This is a genomic window from Lederbergia sp. NSJ-179, assembly GCF_022867885.1.
Lineage (GTDB): Bacteria > Bacillota > Bacilli > Bacillales > Bacillaceae_C > Lederbergia.
In genome coordinates, this window is sequence record NZ_JALIFP010000014.1 from 68,094 (window position 1) to 88,972 (window position 20,879).

Here is a 20,879-nt window from a genome sequence, read left to right on the forward strand (position 1 = left end):
CATCTCCTCCCTTATCTTTATTTATTTTTAATAAAATCTACGAAAAGTTAGAAGTAGACTCATACACTCGGACATAATCGATTTCAAACGTTTGTGGAAATACAGTCGTCTGATCAGGATTTCCCGGCCAGTTCCCGCCAACGGCAAGGTTTAATTGTAAATAGAAAGGTCTGTTAAACGGTGCCGGGAATGGTTCTTGCTCTTCTCCTTTTTTATGAGAGGTAAACCAAGTACTTTGTTTCGAGTAAAGTTTGTCATCAACGAACCAGCGAATCTCAGTAGGTGTCCATTCCAATGAAAAGATATGATAGTCTTCGGAAAAGTCCCCTTTGCTAAGGGTGTAGCTTTGTCCTGTGTACGTATGAGGGTGACCATAGTGCAACGTTCCATGAACTGTATTAGGAGAACTGCCAATCAATTCCATAATATCGATTTCACCACAGCTAGGCCATTCCCCATATGTCAACGTATCAGCTGGCATCATCCAAATAGCTGGCCAAATCCCTTGACCTTTTGGAGATTTAGCTCTAATTTCAAATCTGCCATATTGCCATTCAGCCTTTCCTTTTGTCATCAATTTTGCTGACGTATATGCCTTATCTTGATAGGTTTCTTTCAATGCGCGAATCACTAATTTCCCATTTTTCAGGTAAGCGTTTTCTTTGCGACCCGTATAAAACTGCAACTCATTATTCCCAAAACCATGTCCGCCTTCGACTTGGGTCCATTTGGATCGATCAATCTCGTCGCCAGTGAATTCATCTGACCAGATCAATCTCCATTTACCTTGAGGAACGCGTGTATCTAGAGTCTCATCTGCGTTTATGTTCATCTTAAAACCTCCTTCTTTGAATAGTGGAAAACGAAACCCATTTCGTTAAAGAGCAAAAAATATTATGTGATTCTTTGACACGATTCTCTTACCATTAATTCAGTAGGAATCATATTCATTGAAATCGTCTCTTTACGATCAATAGCCTCTATTAAAATATCAGCAGCTTTTCCACCTAGACGATTTGTATTCTGTCTAATCGTCGTTAACTTTGGGGTAGTATATCGAGCTAATTCAATATCATCAAAGCCAATAACAGAGATGTCTTGAGGAACTTGAAGACCACGATCTTTAATCGCTTGTATGGCGCCAAGAGCCATATAATCACCAGCAACAAAAACAGCCGTTGGCCTCTCTCCTAAATTCATTAGTGTTTGCATCGCTTGATATCCACTATCATAAGTAAAATAACCGCCATCCACGATCCATTCCGCTTTGATCGGTAATCCATACTGCTTTAACGCTTGTTTAAACCCATCTTTCCGTTTTGGGCCGGAAAATGTGTCATCTCCTCCTGAAATATGGGCAATGTTTCTATGACCTAAGGAATATAAATAGTCTACCGCTTCAACACTACCGCGGTAATTATCTGAACAGATCGTGCTGCCGTGTTCTGATTCCATATCAATTAGGACACAAGGGATATCACTTCTAAGTAGTTCTTGTACATCTTCATTATGATAATCTGAATGAACAATGATAACACCGTCTATACTCCTAAATTGACAATGCTCCAAGTAACTAAACTTCCTTTTTCCGATATCTTTTGAAATGAACATTAAGTCATAGCCTTTAGATTCAATTCTTTCTTTGAAACCTTCAATGACCGCATTAAAAAATGGGTGCTTAATCCCTATTCCAGAAAATTCCAAATAAAGAACACCAACCGTCCATGATTTCTTTGTTAAAATAGTCTGTGCATGTGAATTGGGGAGATAGCCCATTTCCTTTGCTATTTTTAAGATTTCCTTTTTTGTTTTAGGGCTAATATCCGAGTAATCATTAAAGGCTTTAGAAACAGTCGTGGCCGAAAATCCTGATTTTAAAGCAACATCATAAATTGTGGGCAAGTTCGTACACCTCACCAATCGAAATGGGTTTCGCTGTTGTGTATACGGTACCATGATCAAAGAAAATAATCAACAGAATAAATACATTATTTTTATTTTTTCACCATTTTTCATTTTTCTATTTTTATTGACAAAAAAATATTGCAAAAATGCCAAGCAGCCAAACAACACCGAATAGGATTCGTTCCGAGATTCTAGCTATTAATGAATAAGTCTTTGCCCTGCTGCTAAAGTTCACAGGTATACCAAAACGTGATTTCCTTGCGAATAAGGCAAGAATAGGTTCGATGTCAATCGCTGAAAAATAGCATTAAATCATTGGGTAAGTTCTAAATCATATAAATCTTGCAGGTCAAAAAGGCCTCCTTGTTGTAGAAAGCACCCAAAAAAGAAACTGGTGGAGCAAACTATTTTCAAAATGAGTTATGCAACAATTGTTTTTAAAAAGGTGTGAAGACCAGAAATGGAGGATTTTGTTCATTGTAACTAGGTATTTCTATTCCATTCCTCTGTTTGATAAACATAATAAACTATATTAAAATAATGGCATATTAATATAGTTTATTATGTTTGGGGGAGAAATATAATGATTGTTAACGAAAAACTAAGTCTTATTAGTATTGATCAATATCAAAAACTTATAGACGGGTCTATAAGAAGTCTTGGGGGCTATTGGAGATCAATATCCGCATTAGCGAGGCTAATGGAGGAGTTAGGAGAGCTGGGGGAGATTCTTTTAGACGTCCCAGATGAGTCTGAAGAGCTAGGTGGGGAATTGGCTGATATATTTGTTATTTCAACATGTATAGCAAATCAGTATCTTTCCGACTTAAAATTGGAGTATGAGCGTATGGGATTTCCAACTGACATTAATGAGTTAAATTTAATCAACTGTAATGACTCGATCTATGAAAAATTTTTAAAGATGTCCATGATTGCGGGTAGAATTGCAAGAATTATTAATCATTATGAAGGGGATAAGGTTAAAAAGCCAAAAGAAAGAGATAGAACTTTAGGCAGTGAAATTTCTAAACTACATTATGAACTAATAGGACTTTCAAACTTGTTAAATATAAATATATTTCATTATGTTTCCAAGGTCGTGAATATAAGTTCAGTTCGCGATAAGAATAGATTCAAAATCTCACATGACCCAACAACAGAAGCTTCTCTAGATAGATTTAAATCTGTAATTAATGAAACAGCTTGTTTCTTCTCTCAAAAAGCAAAGGTATGGGGAAGTTATGAATGGGATTCCAATATTAGTATTAAAGATAATGTCAGAAATACCCTACCATCATTAATGAGATTTACCAAATGCGCAGAAATTGAAGCTTTAGACGGCTTCGTTATCGAAGTTCGTGATGACAGGTATGCTAATGATATAGATGGTTTAAGTACAGTGTTAAAAGAAACTTTCAACGTGATAGCAGAAAACGATCCTACGGGAAAGAATTGCATGAAGGAAAATATAGAAGATGAAAACTGGCAGTTTTCATTTAATAATGTACGCTTATTTGTTACAACATTCGCTAACTTTTATTCAGAAAACAATCCAAGATATTCGCCTATTGTTGGTTCATCATTTATTTTTTTACAACCCGAGTTCTCATTTGATCACCACAGAATACACTTTGGGAATCCACATCGGGATAAAACCAAAGAAACTATTAGAAAAGTATTTAAAAGGAAAGGCTGCATTTATGAGGCGGAACTTATAAAGCAACCCATTGAAGCCTACAAATATATAAAACCATTGCATATGGATGATGACCCTGTTAGATGGTGGGTGTAGACTTTGGATTTGATAAAAAGCTCACATAAAAGGGCGGTCATTGTGGCTATAATAGTAACCTTTCTTTGGTCTGGTCTAGAAGACATTCCGCCTTTAATTTATGCAGGTATGCGATATGGGGAATAGCATCACTTTGTTTATTACCCTTTATCTTTACAAAGAAAAATAGAGAAATAGTTAAAGAGATGTCATGGAGAGAGTGGCTAACCATTATCATATTGGGAATAACGAACTATACTTTGACCCAAGGTGCTCAGTTTTTGGCTCTAAAATATCTACCCGCCTCTACAGTAACCTTGCTATTAAACTTTACAACCGTTTTGGTAGCGCTTTTTAGTTTATTATTTTTATCTGAGTCCTTGTCTCTAAAAAAATGGGCAAAAGCATTGTGAGCATTGCCTGAAACGAGAATATAAGAATGAAGAAACAGGAGAGGTAAAGACTATTTATATGCATCACGTTTTGGAAGCAAAGCTAGTGGTTGGGGACATGGTTTTCAGTATTGCATCAGAATTTATTGAGAACGAATCAGAAGATGTGGAAAAACAAGATTGTGAACGGAATGCCTTTTATCGGATGGAAAAGAAGTTGAAAAATACTTTTAAACGGCTACCAATTTGTATCATCGCAGACAGCTTATATGCATGTGAAAACGTATTTCAGCTATGCGATAAGAATAAATGGAAGTTCTTAATTAGGTTCAAAGAAGGAAGCATCAAATCGGTCATGAGGGAATTTCAGAGTCTTAAAGTATTGGAAAACAGCCATTCTTATGAAGGAATTTCATGGGTAAATGACATATCTTACAACGAACGAACAGTTCATGTACTAGAATTTGTGGAAGAACTAGAGAAAGACAAAAGGACATTTACTTATATTACCAACATCAAAGTTGGAAAGAAAAAGGCAAAGAAAAAAGCCTCTGATCTGTTAGAGCATTCCAGACTCTAACACTAACAGAAGAGGACTTAATAAAACTAGAGAAACCCATTCAAGTTAGATTTAACCTAGTAACTAAATTATAGCAAAGGGTGTGGTAATAAGAAAGTAAAAATTAAGTTATCCACAATCTTAAAGTGAAAACAAGGAATTTGGTTCAATTTGATCTTAAAAATAGGAAGCTCAATTGACGGAACATTCAAAATTTTTGATAAGGTACTTTTCTTAAAAAAAGGGAACAAAATATAAATTTACTCCTCAGAGCTGAGAACATCTTTTCTAAGTTGACCATACATGGTTCTACGTCTATAGTTAGGAATAAACACAATATGGTACATGCAATTCCAATTTGTATGTGATAAACTTGATTTATCTAATATGGATGTCCTCCTCTGCCCGACATTGGCTTGCGAAATCTTTGTCATTATAGCAGAGGAGGACTTTTTTATAGGATAGGAAAGTATAAATTTTGGCTAATGTTGGATCTAGCTCCAGCGCCCAGCGACTAGCAAACTTTCGGTGCCTGCTTGCGTAAGTCAACATCGATTCACCCTTCGGGTTCATCGTGTTTCCTTTATCTCGTCAGGCCCCTAAAAAGTTTGTACGTCGCTAAACGGGCGCTTGCGCTTTTCTTATCATACGTAAAGGTACTTCCGTTTCTGTTCTCCCACGCATAGCGTGGGGCTTAAACTGGAGTTAGTTATAGCGACTTACCCATTTTGACATTTGGAGGAGATACTCCTTTTTTACATCTCAAAAGCCTTGAGGCTATGGTATATGAAATTGATTCAGTTAGCTAACTAAATATTCACGCTCTTGAAAGAAGGTATAAAATGAAGATTGATACGCCTAAAATTCCAAATGATTTAACAGAAAGAAAATTTCCCGATATTTATTATGCAGAAGATCCCGAATTTGAAATGTGTATGATTACCGATTCAGAATTTACCAACGAAGCATTGGATCGATTGAGATTATATAAAACAATCATCAGAAATTGTAACTTTACTAATACGGATTTTAGCAGGATTGACCTTACAGATGTGCGCTTTGAAAATTGCGATTTATCCAATACAAATCTAAGTAATGCTTCTATGAATCGAGTTGAATTTCACAATTGTAAGCTGTTAGGCAACAATCTTACGGAATCATATATTGGTAATACAAGGTTTGAGCAGTCCATTCTAAATATGGTGATGTTTGGGAATTCAAAATTTGAAAAAGTAATCTTTGACAGTGCTTCTTTAAAAAGTGCTGACCTATATGATTGTAAGTTTAAGAAGGTCGAGTTTCTTTCTTGCAACCTCAATGGTGCGAGTTTTGAAGAGACGTCATTAAATGGGATTGATATAAGCTCATCCAATTTTGATTCTTTAATTGTGTCCATTGAAAACTTAAAAGGCTGCAAAGTGTCGGCGCCTCAAGCCATTCAGTTTGCATCTTTATTAGGGTTAAAGGTTCAAGAATAGATGATCTCCCACTATCGGACGATTGTGGAACACCTCAACAATTCAGGCATTCACTAGTCGCACAGGACAAAAGCGTAAGTGCTCGTTTAGCGACGTTGGTATATGAAAAGACATTGTGGAACTTTATTCGTCGTTGAAATGGATTTATTCGCCGTAACCCCGTTTTTATTCGTCGTCAGGCTACTTTTATTCGTCATGCTCTGTCTTTACTCGTCATCATGCCGCTTTTATTCGCCGTTAAAGGCTTTCAGACCCATTATTTGGCTCAGATAAAATAAGCTCGGATGTAGCTTGAAACGAAAGCGCCTGCTACCTTTGACAAGCAAATGTTTTAGGCAAAAGAAAGGCGTTCTTTGCCTTTCAATGGCTCAGGTTGTAGGAAGAACATCGGCTAAAAGCACGCCGTCCCGGCGTAACGCTGATGGACTCGCTCCTGCGAGAGCCTCTCATCGATGGCGCCTGAAGCTAGACAACAAATCATTTACATTACAAAAATGAGGAGGGGGAATCTAGTATGGGAATAACACTGAAATCAACATATTTGACCATCCCGGTAAGCAACTTCGATCGTTCTATAGAATGGTACGGACAACATTTGGGTTTTAAGGTACTATGAGGGATCCGTTTTATATTGAATTGGAAAATGAAGAAGGAATAAAAATCTTACTTCAACAAAATGAAGACAACCTTAATTCCCATTTTGTCTATCCAAATGGAGCACTCCAGTCATCTTACGGATTTATGGTTGATGACGCAGAATCTGCGTATCAGTATTTCATTGATAAAGGCATAAAAGTCGGAGAATTCTTTGACTATCAAGGCAAATCCTTTTCATTCTACGACCCGGATGGGAATTTTATAGAAATATGGGGTTTAAGCTAACAGGCAGCGATAGCACAATAAAAGCAACGGCAGTTTAGGTCTTTCGAGCTCTTATTCTGCCACCGCTTTTTTGATTCATGATTACATCTTAAGGAGGACAGATCACACCTATACATAATAAATTAGTCCGTGACCGCATTCCGGAAATGATCCAAAACTCAGGAAAAAGACTAAAAGACGATTAAAGACGATCTCATTGCATACAAAAGGACCTAAACAATTAGACTGTTTGTTTTTGAAACAGTAAAAAACACTTGCTCGCTCCCAGCACGGGGAGTAAGCAAGTGTCTTTTACTTGATAACTTATAGGTTAATCGTGACGTCTGCATCTTTGCGGAGTTCCGCCACATATTTCTGGGTTGCCTCTTGTTGCTTCGATTCTTTTAATTCATCTGCTATTTGTGATTTCGCTTCGTCAAAGCTGGGCAATTCTTGATCACTGCCTGTTTCTTCTTGTTGTGCTTTCATACTTTCATAAGCTTCTTTAATTTCATCTTCTGATGGTTCAATATCTCCGGAAACTTTCGCGATTAGTTGATCTAGCTTCACTTGTGTTTCGACCTGTGACATGAATTCATCTTCAGCCACGCCTTGTTTTTTAAGTACTTTGAGGAGTTCATCTTTAGATTCCATGTCATATTCTGCGATAAATTCATCTATTGTTTTATTGATGTCATCATCCGAGACATTCTTGATTGTATTATTTGCTTCTTGAATAAGCAGTGTTTGTCCCACCATGCCCTCGGCAACCTGCTTTTTTAATTGATCTTGATCGAGGTCATCTAGGCCTTGTCCAGACATTTGAGCTTGTATGAGTAGTTGTTGAAATTGACCTTGATACATATTTTCGAAATCCTCTTTCAATACTTCTTCATCATTCACTTTAGCTACAACATCTGGAATACCCTCTAAATCAGGTTTTGGCATTTCTGTAGCGGCCTTTTCGTTTCCATTGCCTTCGGAACCTTCATGTCCTTCTTCATTATCTTTATCCCCACACGCGGCTAGGATGCCGGCAATGAGTATAAAAGATAGCATTAATAACCAGGATTTTTTCATAGTAACCTCCCTTTTTTATCGTGTTGTGCCAGTCTAACATATACACAATAGAAATAACAAGAGGGATTTTCCAATACTCTTCTGAATTGTGTCAGAGTCTATTAAACTGATTCCATTAAATATGGTTCAAGAGCTTCAGAATAATAAAGCTTACCATTATTCGTTACCACAATTCCTGCTACATCTTCGATCTGATTTAATGTATCAATGATTTGGCCGGGCGACTGTCCGAATAGGCGGCCTGTCCATATTTCTCCATCAACTGATTTTTTGGATACAATGGTCAACCCAGCAATTTCTGATTGAATCGGATATCCTGTATGAGGGTCCAGGATGTGGTGGTAAGTTTTGTTATTGGTTGTGAATTTTCTTTCGTATACTCCAGAGGTGACAACGGATTGATTGAATGCCCTTAAAACTGCGATGTTATTTCCCCGTGGGAGGAAAGGGTGTTGAATTCCGATTCGCCAGTAACCATCCTCATGTTTGGGAGAAAATCCATAGGTCATAACATTTCCACCTAAATTGATTAAACCTGCTTGAACATTCATAGATTTCAAATCGTGGATAAGAAGATCGGCAATAAATCCTTTTGCTAAAGCGCCCAAATCAATAAACATACCAGTATGTTTTAGAAAAACGGTTTGTTCCTGGTCATCCAGGATGATCTCACTAGCATTCGTTTTGCTAAGCAAAGATTGAATAGTTGCTTTTGATGGAATATGAGCATCTGCAAATCCGATCCGCCAAGCCTGGACAAGCGGCCCAATGGCGATATTTAAAGAACTCCCCGCAGCCGTGCTATGTTTCTTTCCAACTTTAATTAATTCATACAAACTCGGATGTACTTTCACCGGCTTAATGCCTGCATTTTTGTTCACTTCCATTAATTCTGAAGTGGGATCATGAGCACTAAAACGTTGCTCATATTCTTTCAATTGAATAACCAGTTCATCCAAAACAAAATTGGCATATTTATGTTGAATTGATAATTGGATAATCGTCCCCATCATATGTATTTCACGGCTTTGCATGGTGATCCCCCTTCCGTTACGAATCTTTAAAAATCAACTTGAAAAAAGAGGTCGTCGTGACCTCTTTTTATGAAGAATTGTTATTCTTTAACAGTTGCTCCCGATACGGTATCTACTTTCGACGTTGCCCCTGATACAGCGTCAACACTCCCACCTGTTAATTGTTGTCCTGTTTGTTCTAGGTACCAATCAATAATTGGCTTAATATCTTGTACATATTCATTAATTCCAAGATAATGACCTTCATCATCACGGATGGCCTGATAGCTATGAACAACAAACTTATCTGGTCCATGTGTTGGCACATGGGTTTTGACGACATCCTCTTTCCCTTTACGTAATTGTTGAATCACCCAAGCAACACCACTATATGCTTGTTTAGGGTGACATTCTGCTAACGGATAACCCACTTGCTCTGGTCGACGAGAGGCTAACATGTCTTCCGCGTCAAACTTATGGTTATAGTACAAGAATTGGTTATTGCTATCCGCATACGTTAATTCCGCAGGCATAGAATTTAAAAAGTGATTCAATTGATTCACGGTTAAAATACCACGATCCAGCTTCACATACGTATTGCCCTCCACTGCCCCAGTTGCTTCAGCAGCTTGCTCCACCCAATCATCGGCCATCATATCAACGCCTTGAATCGTTGTATCAATCGATCCAGTAGCATATAAATCCTCACTGCTTGATAGATCTTTCATCCCTTCAGGCGCGTCTAAGATATTTACAACATTGATGAAGCGAATGAATTTCTTAATACAGGTTTCCAAGAATTGAGCTGTTTGCGCGTCTTTTAAATTTCCATCTTCATCAAAGGCTTTATGCACTTCCCCTAACAGAAATTCATTTCCTGGCATGACGACAGCATTCACGCCGGGCGCATCTAATATTTGCCGCAAATGTAATTGCGACCGTGAAGATCCTTGGACATCGTAAGAAGCCCCAACAATCATCACAGGTTTTCCATCGAGAGGATGGATTTTAAATGATAACCATTCAATGACACTTTGCAATGCAGAGGGGATAGAATGGTTATATTCCGGCGTGGCAATAATGACACCATCTGCTTCAACAATCTTTTTATTTAAATATTGAATTGGAGCACTGTCAGTTTGATCATTTGATTGGTTAAACATGGGAACATCTTTAATATCCAAAACTTCAATATCAACCAATTTTTTAAAATGATTAGCGATGAAATGTAATAGTTGATGATTATATGAAAAGTCAGCATTTGAACCAACGATTCCAACGAGTTTCATATATAGACCTCCTCAATAATTAATTGTCCTCCCATGAAAACTTCTGTACTCTTTTCTGGGAATGATTCTTTTTGACTAATTGATTCGTAATCTCCACAAATTGTATAAAGTCATTAAAAATTCCCTCAAGTTCTTCTATTTTATTTACGTCCTTTAAATGACCATCTTCATCAAAGGCTTGTAATGAATACCCCAATAAAAACTCAGAACTCGGCATAATGCGTGCTTTCAATTCAGGTGCATCCAATATTTGCCGTAAATGGGCTTGGGCACGGGAAGAACCTAATTTCCCATATGAAGCTCCAGTGATCATGACTGGTTTATCAATAAGTGGCTGAGTCGTATAGGACAACCATTCTAAGGTACTTTTTAATATCGCTGGTACGGAATGATTATATTCCGGAGTACTAATGATCACCCCATCTGCTTCCAAAATTTTATCCGCAAGCTGTTGAACCTCCTCAGGTGCCTCCCTATCTTTCGGCTTATTAAAAGCAGGCAAATTTTTTATTTCGAAGACTTCAATGTTCGCCTGATCGGCAAAATGTTTTCGAATAAATTGAAGCAAAAGACGATTCGTAGAATGATCTGAGTTCGTTCCGACTATACCTAGCAAATTCATCATTTTTATTGCTCCTTTCCAATAATATGTACATCGCAAGATTCAGAGAAGGTATACTTTTCATTTGTTACAAGTTAAAACACTATACTTAGAAGATTACCACAACTTCCGGGAAAACTTTGTGATGTTTATCACATACTTACCATAATACGTTTTATTCATTTGTACAAGGGTGTTCAGAGATATTAGATGTTTTTTCAGAAAAATCATAGTCTACTAGACGATTACAATATATGAATACCTTGTCAGTTTGATATGTAAATTGATTTCATCTCTCTCGGAAATCATTTTGCAAAGCATCCAAGTATTTCGTCAACAGGCTAATCCTTCCCTCTAAACTCCCTCACTTATGGTAAAATAAGGATAAAACTGATGTTTTTGTTGTTGGAGGTACATACAAATGAAGTTGAATGTCGAACAACGAAAGATTGTGGAGCTGGAGCCAAACGGGCATATGTTGATTAAGGGGTAGCTGGGTCTGGCAAGACAACCGTGGCAATACGGAGAATTTCTTTTCTGCAAACGCATTATTGTCTAGAAAAGCGCAAGCACCTTTAAATAGGAAGAACGGCTAAAAGCGCGACGTCCTGTCGCAACGCCGTTCTGACCTGCATCCTGCAGGCCTCCGACAAGCAAATGTTCTGAGAAAAGAAAAGTTCCGTTTTGACTTTTATTGGCTCAGGTTATTTGACCTCGAGCCGTTGGCGCCTGGAGTTAGACCTAGCATCAGCCAATTTTTATGGCTTCCTCGCTTACAAGAAAACGATGATTATATTTTGCTTGTTACGTTTAACAGAACACTGCTTAACTATATCCAATACCAATACAAGATATAGAAGATGGGGGTAAAGGTAATATCCGCAACATGGTTAACTGACAATCGTAATGTTGCCATTAAAACAATTAATCAGGTTATGGAAAGGCTTTTTAGAGCGGCATAGCCTTGAGCTTGAAATTGTTACAGACCAGCGTACCATATACGCAACCATCGAACAAGCGATAGATCAATTTATTCATTTGCGATGACGTTCTCCAATAAGTTTTCAATGGTGCCAAAACATTTATCTACTTCAGGTAGATGATAAAATGTGCTTGTCGTATCAAAGTTATTTACTCCCCCATCGGGTGAATATAGATAAATCTTTTTTCCTTGTCCCAGGGCAATCCCAAGCTCAATATGACTTCCTTTTCCTGCTGGTAATATAACAATTATAAAATTTGATTCTAATATGGCATCTCTTTCTTGATGTCCAATCTTTTTTAGATCTTCAAAAGTTGATGCTCTTTCATTTTGAGTCCAATCATATGTATGTATGAAACCCTTATCTTTCAAGTATTGGCTAACATAGCGAACTGTATCTTTATTCTTAAAGCTCGAAGCGACATAAAATTTTCTCATACACTCCTCCGTCTACGATAAAATATTTTGAACTAACTTTTAGTTTTAGAAACACCATCTTAGCTTTAAAAATGAGTTTTAATATTTAACTATTTAATTATAATAGCTAAGGCTCCCCATTCCCTTTCTTGTTCTGGAGTAATATATATCTTAAGAGAAGACATTACTTCAGAATACTTTTGGGAAAATGGAATAAAATTGTGTGTCAAAGATGTTGAAGACTTTATTCACTTAATTTCTTCTTAAACTAAAAAGTTAACATATCCTTTTGTTTCACAATAACAAGATTAAAAAACCTTTGCAAATCCGACTACGGGTCTCTCGTTTATCCGCATATCATTCAGATACCACCTCATGGTGATACACAAGGTTCGACTGCCCGTCCCACAGAAAGCGGAACAGTTTCCCCGTTCCGCTTCACTTGAAAGGAACCTTATGTTACGCGAACCTAAAACAACGGTAAAACTTCGCAAAAATTTGACTATCTTTGGAGAGTGGCAGGCATTCCCTATTTTATTTGGATTTTAATATAGGTTCTGTCGTCAAATGATCTATTGTGGTTAACTAATCCTTTCGTTGATCTATTTTCATAAATACAAAGTGGGTCAGCCTTTAAAATACGGGACAGTTCTTCTTCGGTTTCTTTGAGGTTATCCATGATCTTTGGATAACCATCAGAGGCTAATGATAGAAATTCCACATCATTAGATAAATCAACCGTTTTAATGAGCTCTGGAGGTATAGGGAATCCATTTACAACCGCATAACTTAAGTGACAATCTGGTGTGGTGTTTTGAAAGTTGTATTGCTTTTGAATCAGTGGTCTAATTAGTTGGAATCCGATATCTTCTCCTTCTAATAATTCTTCAACCGTTTTCCCCTTTAATAACTCTCCCTGTAAAATAATGCTCCTAACCTCACTAAAAACCTCATCAATATGTTTGATATTTTGATAGAGTTTGCCTTCACAATACAGCTGACAATCTCCTACCATCCATACCTTATGATAATATTTACTATAAATAACCATCGATGCACTTGGACATAGGTATGGAAATTCGAGTATTTCTTCTTCCAAGTCCAATACCTTATACAATTCTTTATATTTTTCATTAATTACTGCAATAATTTCCTCTATTGACTCTTGCCCATTTAATGTTGCAATAGCTTTTCGAATTAATTCCGCAGCTAGTCTACCCTGTGTTTTCCCATTATACAAACGATCGGATACACTAGTTGCCCCGTCAATTACTGCAGCAAAGTGTTCGTTACAGAAATACGTATCCTCACACACATCCATATTACCACTTTTTGATTGTATAAATTCCTCAACTAGCTTCACCCAATCACCCCTTAATCAAAATAAACGTTATTCGTATCGCTAGAAGCCACTTTTATTACTACATCTATCTGTTCCAATGAAGGTATCTTTCCTTATCAAACGGATCTTTACTATAGGCTAACCCTGTTTGCGATAAACTTTTTATTTCCCTTGCCCAGTACTTTATTTTCTCTGCCGTATCCATACTCCCCTCCTTTATTCGGAGCTTCTCTCGATCTCTTTTGCTTTTTCTTGTATGTTTTTCCAAATGTTCCTACTTCCTTCTGTAACTTCTTGCCCGTGGAATTTATTGTTTTCCTGAACAAGATGGTACAAATACTTAGCCATTGGTAATTGGTAAATAAAAGTCTCATTGGTCATCAATGTTTTCCTTGTTGGCATCCATCCTGTGTTTTGCAAAATTTCTAGTTGAACATCCTCTTGACCTAAAAATTGATACAACCGTCTTACCTTTTCTCCATTATCTAAAGCAACAAAACCATTTCCAGAAATAAACAATGGTTCCCGACTGTCTAGCAATGGTAGAACTTCAAATTCAAATGTATTACCGATAAGTTCTTGAATCATTTGTAATTTACTAGACGTGGTAATGAGGGCACCTATCTCCATGTTAGAAAACCGTGTAACCGCCATATGCTCATCAAGTGGCGGCATTAGCTGATACTTCTTGACTAAGTTGGTCCAATATCGTTCAAAGGAATTGTCGGAATTCTCCCTAGTGTACTGATAGGCTTCCCAATAGTACGGTATATCTTCATCAAAGTGGAATAACCAAAACGGCTTCGTTTGATTGTTGTGATTAATTCTATCTTGAATGAGTTTGGATGTTTCTAGGGATTCATCCGAGGAAAAAGGGGTTAAAAATTGATTTTCCGCAAAATGATTATTTAGAATGGACCGATTGATCACAATGATTGGGAGTTCAACTCCTAAAGGATACCCATAAAGTCCATCCGTATAATAAAAATTTTCTAATATGGCTTTATGAAAAGGGGCAAATAATTCCTGACCCATTTCCTCACTTGAATAGGGGTTCCCAACCGCTACCACTTCATCTAATCCATAACTTGAACTAACCTCGACAATATCAGGAAAATCGCCCTCCGTTTGAGCAAGTGCTAATTCTTCTAATAACGTTTCCTGGTTATGAAATTGTTTAATATTCGCTTTAATTTTTGCTTTTTCTTCAAAATGATGAATAGAAGAAAGAAGTCCGGGAGTAGTCATCCATATCGTCATTGTATCCTCATATTCATCCTCTTTGTTCAATACAAAGTCTTGGTTGATTAGATTAATTGTATAGATTATGGAAAGAACGACAATACAAACGGATAGAAGAAAAAGCACTCTTAATTTCATCGTTCACTACCCCCTATTAAGGTATTAATGATGATCATTCAGGCTGTGAGTCTAGGCATGGACCCCCTATTAAACTGAAATCTCCTTTTTACCAGAAATAATCGTAATTATAATTAATGAAGTAATCGTTGCTAAGGATAACATGGATGCTAATGCTGCAGCTGTTCCGAAGTTAGAGGTAAAGACTTCACTATAAATCGAAACGGTAATGGTGGCCGTTGCCCCATAATATAACACTATAGTGGAACTTAATTCATTTATAGTGGTGACCCAACTTAAAATTGCCCCCGATAACACCCCTGGTATCATCAAAATTGCCGTTGTCTTAAAGAATGTTTTCATAGGTGGAACACCTAAACTTATGGAGGCTTCTTCAACACTTTGATCCATTTGATGCAATATAGCGGTACTGGAGCGCATCGTATAGGGCAGTTTTCGTACAACATACGCTACAACCAAAATCACCCATGTACCAGTTAATTCAATAGGTGGCTTATTAAAGGCAATGATTAAACTAATCCCAAGAACAGTACCCGGTATAACATAAGGAATCATAATTAACGCATCTAAGAAAGAGGTAATCTTAGACTTTCTTCTTACCACTACATATGAAAGTAATAATCCTGCAATGACCATAATCACAATCGCAACACTTGCATACGTAAATGTATTTTGAATGGCTTTTGGCACCTTATAAAGGACCTCTCGATAACTATCTAAACTAAATCCCCCAACAAACACAGGCCCATTCGTTTTCAAAAACGAGGTCGTAATGACGGTCGCTTGTGGAATGATGGATAATGTCACTACTCCCATAACCATTAAGGTTGCTAGGACCCTTTTTACTGGGCTTAGCTTAATCACTTTTGGTGGTCGTAATGAACTCATTGTATATGTTTTTCTATTCACAATATGTCGTTGGAACAGTAATACAGAGGTTGTGACCGCGAGTAAAATCATACTTAACGTACTTGCCATTGCTGGATTAGACCCCATTTCACTAATAAACTGATCATAGGCTAAAATGGGAAGGACTTTTTCTCCTTGTCCAATTAACATGGGAGTACCGAAGTCAGCGAAAGAGGCCATGAATACCATTAATGCCCCCGTTGAAATGGTTGGAAATATTAATGGTAATGTCACCTTACGAATGCGATCAAAACCAGACACCCCAAGATTTGCTGATGCTTCCTCAAGAGATACATCAATTGTTTTCAATGCTCCAGACACATATAGATAAATATGTGGGTAAAACTGTAATGTAAACACCCAGATCATCCCATGCAATCCATAAATAGAAGGTATTTTTATTCCGAGACTCGCTAAAAAGTTCGTAATAAATCCATTATTTCCAAGCATTAAAATCCAAGAATACGCTCCGATAAATGGAGGAGACAATAGGGTTAGAATAATTAAAATATGGAAAACACCTTTAAACGGAATATTAAATCTCGACATCGCATAAGCGACCGGAATGCCTAGCAAACAAGCAAAGAAGGTTGCAGATGTTGAGACGATGAAACTGTTAATTAATGCGGAATAATAATATTTATAACTAAAAAATTCTTGATAATTTTCTAGTGAAACTTTTCCATCTTGCCAAAAGCTATTAACAAATATATTAAATAAAGGGTAAATGAGAAAAAAGCCAATTAGGATAAATGCCGCAATAATAACATAATGCCAAAAGTCTAATCGGAGACTAAACGATTTCCTTAATGCTTGTGTTCTTGTGTTCATTTAGTACTTCCTCCCCACTTTCATCGAAAATAACGGCTTCTTCAGGATTTAAATCTACTTTTATCCGATCTCCGGCCTTTCTAAGCATGTTGTATCGAATGGAGTGCTCGTGTGCACTGATCACTGTCCCCGAGTTCAGCCTAATTTTGTACACAACAGATTCTCCAAGGAAGGTAGCGTCGATAATCTCCCCATCTACTAAGGCTGGTCTAGCTTCACTAGTCCCGTAAATCTTAAGTTGTTCTGGTCGAATGGAATATATTGCTTTACCGTTTACATTTTCCAAAAGATTTGTACCCAATGTTACATCCTCAACTGTTACAATCGCTTTATTCTCCGCATCTACTACCTCCAAATCAGCTTCTAGGAAGTTCGTTGTGCCAATAAAGTTCGCAACGAATTTATTAGCGGGGCTTAAATAAATTTCATAGGGTCTACCAATTTGTTGAACTTTCCCTTCGCTCATCACAGCAATTCTATCCGATACAGCAAGGGCTTCTTCTTGGTCATGGGTTACATAGATTGTCGTGATATTAAGCCTTTTTTGTAGTCTACGAATATCTTCACGCATCTTAATTCTTAGTTTTGCATCTAGATTGGAAAGTGGCTCATCCATCAATAATAAACCCGGATAAATCACAATGGCACGGGCTAAAGCAACACGCTGTTGTTGCCCCCCACTCAATTGGGAAGGTTGGCGATCTTTTAAATGTGAAAGCTCAACCATATCTAAAGCTTCTGTTACTCTTGCTTTAATCTCATCTTTTTTAACCTTTCTTGCCTTTAAGCCATAAGCAACATTCTCAAACACGGTTAAATGAGGAAAGATAGCGTAGTTTTGAAAAACCATTCCGATATTACGTTTATGTGCTGGAACATTATTCATATGCTGGTCACCAAAGTAGAGATGTCCTTCTTCCTGTTGATAGAATCCCGCAAGTGTTCGCAGTAGTGTGGTCTTTCCACATCCACTTGGGCCAAGCAAGGTGAAAAATTCCCCTTTGCCGATGTCAATATTTATATGATCAATAGCTTTATTCTCACCAAAGTATTTACTGATTTGTTGTATTTTCACGTGATCTTGCAATGTCCTTCCTCCTTTTTAGAAAGGGACCAAGTATACACATGATCCCTTTAAAGCTGTATTCTATTGTTGTTCAATTAAGATTTGTTGGAACCGTTTCATTACCTCATCTTTATGATCAGCAGACCAACCAAAATCATAATCTACTAGTGGAATTTTATCGTTATCTACCAATCCTTCTGGTGGGTTTACATCATTACGAATGGAACGTCTGCTGAGGTCCTCTACGATCATTTCTTGTACATCTTTACCTACTACGAAATCAATAAATTTCTTTGCATTGTCTCCATTCTTCGCTTCCTTAATTAAAGCAACACCGTCGGGAACAGCAGATGTTCCTTCTTCTGGATAATGAACATTGACAGATGCTCCACCAGCAATATAGCGGTAAGCAGCTTCTTCCAATGTGATACCAACTGGGAATTCACCGTCTGCCACACCCTTTGGTACAGCACTAGAGCTCGATAAAACTTTTCCATCCAGATTGGATACAAAATCTCCTACAAAGCCCCAACCATCATCGCCATCATCTTGATAGGCTGTAAGCATGGTCACTAATTGGGTATAAGCAGAACCAGATTTACCTGGATCAACGTAAGCAATTCTTCCTGTCCATTGTTCGTCTAATAGATCTTTCCAACTTTTTGGTGCATCCGCGTCATCTACCATTTCTTGATTGTACATAATCACCATTGGAAGTGCTGAGAAACCAGTCCAGATATTACTTGGACTCTTAAATTCGGCCGGGATGACATCGTCTTCAGCCGTTTTATACGCCTCAAAGCTATCACCATAGGCCTCTAATGATTCTGCACCACCACCCCAAAATACATCCCCACCTGGGTTACCTTCTTCGGCAGTCACACGGTTTAATAACTCAGCCGTACCACCCGTTACAACGTCCACTTTAATACCTGTTCTATCTTGGAATTCTTTTACAATTGGATTAATAATTTCATTTTGATGTGGCGAGTACACGGTTAATGAACCAGTATCTTTACTAGCTTCTTCTTTATCATCAGATCCACATGCAGTGATCACCGCAAGAAGCATACCCATGATAAAAAGAAATAGTACCTTCTTCATTTTCATAACCTCCTATATTTTTAATTGTGCTACAATATTGATGATACAGACCGTCGAAAACGGATACAATTCATATTTTTTTCGAATCATGTATAATTTTTTTCCTATTAAAGGGTGTGGACATGTTAGGCAAACTAAACAATCTAAATTTACGCAGTAAACTTATCATCGTGATTGTCATTACATCCCTTATTCCATTATTACTGTTAGGACTTTTTACATTTAATTATTTATCAGGGTTACTCCAAGAAGAAGTCAGTGAAAATGAACTAGAACGAATTACATCGATTAACCATCAGGTTTCCTATTTTTTAAAAGACGTGGAACAAATGACACTTTTCTTTTATAAAAATGAAGAAATACAAGCGATTCTTAAGAAGGATAGCGACCGAAGCCTTAATGAAAAATACGAGGATTACAAAAATGTCCAAGATGTTTTTGATACTGTTATGGGAGTTAAGGATTGGGATGTTCATCTATATGTAATCGGCCTAAATGGAGACCGGTACTTTTCTAATGATTACCTCCCAAATCGCTACAACACCATAAGGGAGTCATGGGGAGTATTTCGAAAAGCAAATAATGCAAAAGGTTCCCTCGTCTGGGATACAAATTACTCTCTTAATCGAGTCGATCATCAAGACATTGTACTCACAGCGGGACGTATTCTAATCGATTCTAAAACGAATGAAAAAATCGGTTATCTCATGGTCGACATAAATGAATCAGCCTTTTCCAATATCTACGAGAAAAATAACTATGCAACCAATGACAGTTTTCTCTTATTAGATAATCAAGGGTATATCATTTCAAGTCAACCTGACAAAACGAATATCGGGACAAGGCTGGAAACAACTTACTATGACCGGATTATGAACGGGGAAAAAGGTTTTTTTAAATTTGATTGGCATGATACAGCATCTATTTTGACCTATCAAACAGATGAAAACACGAATTTCAAATCGATCAGTATTATTCCAATGGATATCATCCAACAGAAAAACAATCTTGTCCGAAATTTAACCTTAAACTTTGCGTTAATGGGGATCATCTTCTCCATATGGCTAGCCTATTACTTGTCTAAAACAGTGACAAAGCCACTTTATAAATTGATTTATTTAATGAAAGAAGTAGAAAAGGGAAATCTCGAGGTTCGATTTGATCCGAAATACAATGATGATATTGGGATATTTGGCAAACGATTTAATCGAATGCTAGAAAAACTAAAGGTCTCTATTCAAGAAAACTATGAAAAACAGGTTCGTATGAAAGATTCAGAACTAAAAGCATTACGTGCCCAAATCAATCCACATTTCCTTTATAACACATTAGAAACGGTAAATTGGTTGGCGAGACTAGAAGGCGTAAATGATATCAGTAAAATCGTCGTTTCACTTAGTGAAATTATGAAGTACTCTGTGAGGAAGGGGGAAGATTTCGTTACCATTGAGCAGGATGTGAAACAGCTGAAAAACTACTTAACCATACAGGAGTTTCGCTATCGGGATAAATTTGATGTCCATTTAAAGGTGGATGATTCGGTATTAAATCAAAAAATTCCTGCCCTATTGCTGCAGCCAATCGTCGAAAATGCGATTGTACATGGCCTGGAAAATAAGATTTCTAAAGGAATAATCCAGATTGTCATTACAAAAGAGCAAGAAAACATTCACATTGTTGTTCAAGATAATGGAATCGGAATGGATGAAGAGACACTCTCCCTTGTCAATCGAGAAATTAAAGAAGGAATTGAATTTGATGATTTAGGAATTGGAATTGAAAATGTCCGCAAAAGATTATATTTAAGCTACGGGAATCAATTCAAATGGTCACTCACCTCTGAGGTAGAAGTAGGCACAAAAGTAGACATATTCATTCCATATAAGGAAGGTTAAAAAG

At 37.2% G+C, this 20,879-nt stretch carries 20 protein-coding genes; 7 read left to right on the forward strand and 13 right to left on the reverse strand.

Annotated features, from left to right (window positions below; genetic code table 11):
* Positions 1-37: 37 nt before the first annotated feature.
* Both MUB24_RS12245 and MUB24_RS12250 read right to left on the reverse strand, forming a co-directional pair.
* The gene (locus MUB24_RS12245) at positions 38-832 is read right to left on the reverse strand and encodes a glycoside hydrolase family 16 protein (RefSeq protein ID WP_244704425.1); all 795 of its coding nucleotides are present in this window, start codon (positions 830-832) and stop codon (positions 38-40) included.
* Between the two features lie 62 nt (positions 833-894).
* On the reverse strand, positions 895-1,902 hold the full coding sequence (locus MUB24_RS12250) for a LacI family DNA-binding transcriptional regulator (RefSeq protein ID WP_244704427.1): 1,008 nt from the start codon (positions 1,900-1,902) through the stop codon (positions 895-897).
* Positions 1,903-2,488: 586 nt separating this feature from the next.
* Between MUB24_RS12250 and MUB24_RS12255 the strand changes: the two genes are divergently transcribed.
* The 6 genes from MUB24_RS12255 (at position 2,489) to MUB24_RS12275 (ending at position 6,987) form a co-directional block, all read left to right on the forward strand.
* Complete coding sequence (locus tag MUB24_RS12255; RefSeq protein ID WP_244704429.1) at positions 2,489-3,697, forward strand: YqcI/YcgG family protein; 1,209 nt, start codon at positions 2,489-2,491, stop codon at positions 3,695-3,697.
* A gap of 65 nt (positions 3,698-3,762) precedes the next feature.
* Positions 3,763-4,089, forward strand: coding sequence for an EamA family transporter (locus MUB24_RS23670; RefSeq protein WP_396426747.1), 327 nt, complete (start codon positions 3,763-3,765; stop codon positions 4,087-4,089).
* Positions 4,090-4,147: 58 nt separating this feature from the next.
* Positions 4,148-4,648: a hypothetical protein gene (locus MUB24_RS12260; protein ID WP_244704431.1), complete on the forward strand. Its 501-nt coding sequence runs from the start codon at positions 4,148-4,150 to the stop codon at positions 4,646-4,648.
* 821 nt (positions 4,649-5,469) lie between these two features.
* Positions 5,470-6,105, forward strand: coding sequence for a pentapeptide repeat-containing protein (locus MUB24_RS12270; protein ID WP_244704433.1), 636 nt, complete (start codon positions 5,470-5,472; stop codon positions 6,103-6,105).
* 514 nt (positions 6,106-6,619) lie between these two features.
* Positions 6,620-6,721, forward strand: a complete 102-nt coding sequence (locus MUB24_RS23675) for a VOC family protein (RefSeq protein WP_396426748.1) — start codon at positions 6,620-6,622, stop codon at positions 6,719-6,721.
* A gap of 20 nt (positions 6,722-6,741) precedes the next feature.
* Complete coding sequence (locus MUB24_RS12275; RefSeq protein WP_244704435.1) at positions 6,742-6,987, forward strand: VOC family protein; 246 nt, start codon at positions 6,742-6,744, stop codon at positions 6,985-6,987.
* Between the two features lie 303 nt (positions 6,988-7,290).
* Here the strand turns inward: MUB24_RS12275 and MUB24_RS12280 are convergent, their stop codons facing one another.
* From MUB24_RS12280 to MUB24_RS12330, 11 genes are all read right to left on the reverse strand, one after another.
* A complete protein-coding gene (locus MUB24_RS12280; RefSeq protein WP_244704437.1) occupies positions 7,291-8,046 on the reverse strand; it encodes a SurA N-terminal domain-containing protein in 756 nt (251 codons plus the stop codon).
* 101 nt (positions 8,047-8,147) lie between these two features.
* Positions 8,148-9,080, reverse strand: coding sequence for an FAD:protein FMN transferase (locus MUB24_RS12285; protein ID WP_244704438.1), 933 nt, complete (start codon positions 9,078-9,080; stop codon positions 8,148-8,150).
* 80 nt (positions 9,081-9,160) lie between these two features.
* Positions 9,161-10,348 carry an NAD(P)H-dependent oxidoreductase gene (locus MUB24_RS12290; protein WP_244704440.1) on the reverse strand — a complete coding sequence of 396 codons (1,188 nt, stop codon included), beginning with the start codon at positions 10,346-10,348 and terminating at the stop codon, positions 9,161-9,163.
* 19 nt (positions 10,349-10,367) lie between these two features.
* The gene (locus MUB24_RS12295) at positions 10,368-10,973 is read right to left on the reverse strand and encodes an NADPH-dependent FMN reductase (RefSeq protein ID WP_244704441.1); all 606 of its coding nucleotides are present in this window, start codon (positions 10,971-10,973) and stop codon (positions 10,368-10,370) included.
* 1,006 nt (positions 10,974-11,979) lie between these two features.
* Positions 11,980-12,369, reverse strand: a complete 390-nt coding sequence (locus tag MUB24_RS12300) for a nucleoside 2-deoxyribosyltransferase (protein ID WP_244704443.1) — start codon at positions 12,367-12,369, stop codon at positions 11,980-11,982.
* A 508-nt stretch (positions 12,370-12,877) separates the two neighbouring features.
* Positions 12,878-13,711, reverse strand: coding sequence for a hypothetical protein (locus tag MUB24_RS12305; protein ID WP_244704445.1), 834 nt, complete (start codon positions 13,709-13,711; stop codon positions 12,878-12,880).
* Positions 13,712-13,775: 64 nt separating this feature from the next.
* On the reverse strand, positions 13,776-13,895 hold the full coding sequence (locus MUB24_RS12310; RefSeq protein ID WP_244704447.1) for an NUDIX hydrolase N-terminal domain-containing protein: 120 nt from the start codon (positions 13,893-13,895) through the stop codon (positions 13,776-13,778).
* Between the two features lie 11 nt (positions 13,896-13,906).
* Positions 13,907-15,070 carry an extracellular solute-binding protein gene (locus MUB24_RS12315; protein ID WP_244704449.1) on the reverse strand — a complete coding sequence of 388 codons (1,164 nt, stop codon included), beginning with the start codon at positions 15,068-15,070 and terminating at the stop codon, positions 13,907-13,909.
* Positions 15,071-15,139: 69 nt separating this feature from the next.
* Positions 15,140-16,810 carry an ABC transporter permease gene (locus tag MUB24_RS12320; RefSeq protein WP_244704451.1) on the reverse strand — a complete coding sequence of 557 codons (1,671 nt, stop codon included), beginning with the start codon at positions 16,808-16,810 and terminating at the stop codon, positions 15,140-15,142.
* The gene (locus MUB24_RS12325; RefSeq protein WP_396426754.1) at positions 16,773-17,879 is read right to left on the reverse strand and encodes an ABC transporter ATP-binding protein; all 1,107 of its coding nucleotides are present in this window, start codon (positions 17,877-17,879) and stop codon (positions 16,773-16,775) included. Before MUB24_RS12325 ends, MUB24_RS12320 begins: the two co-directional genes overlap by 38 nt.
* A 78-nt stretch (positions 17,880-17,957) precedes the next feature.
* Positions 17,958-18,980 carry an ABC transporter substrate-binding protein gene (locus MUB24_RS12330; protein ID WP_244704455.1) on the reverse strand — a complete coding sequence of 341 codons (1,023 nt, stop codon included), beginning with the start codon at positions 18,978-18,980 and terminating at the stop codon, positions 17,958-17,960.
* A gap of 122 nt (positions 18,981-19,102) precedes the next feature.
* Here MUB24_RS12330 and MUB24_RS12335 point away from each other — a divergent pair, with 122 nt between their 5' ends.
* On the forward strand, positions 19,103-20,875 hold the full coding sequence (locus tag MUB24_RS12335) for a cache domain-containing sensor histidine kinase (protein ID WP_244704457.1): 1,773 nt from the start codon (positions 19,103-19,105) through the stop codon (positions 20,873-20,875).
* Positions 20,876-20,879: the final 4 nt, after the last annotated feature.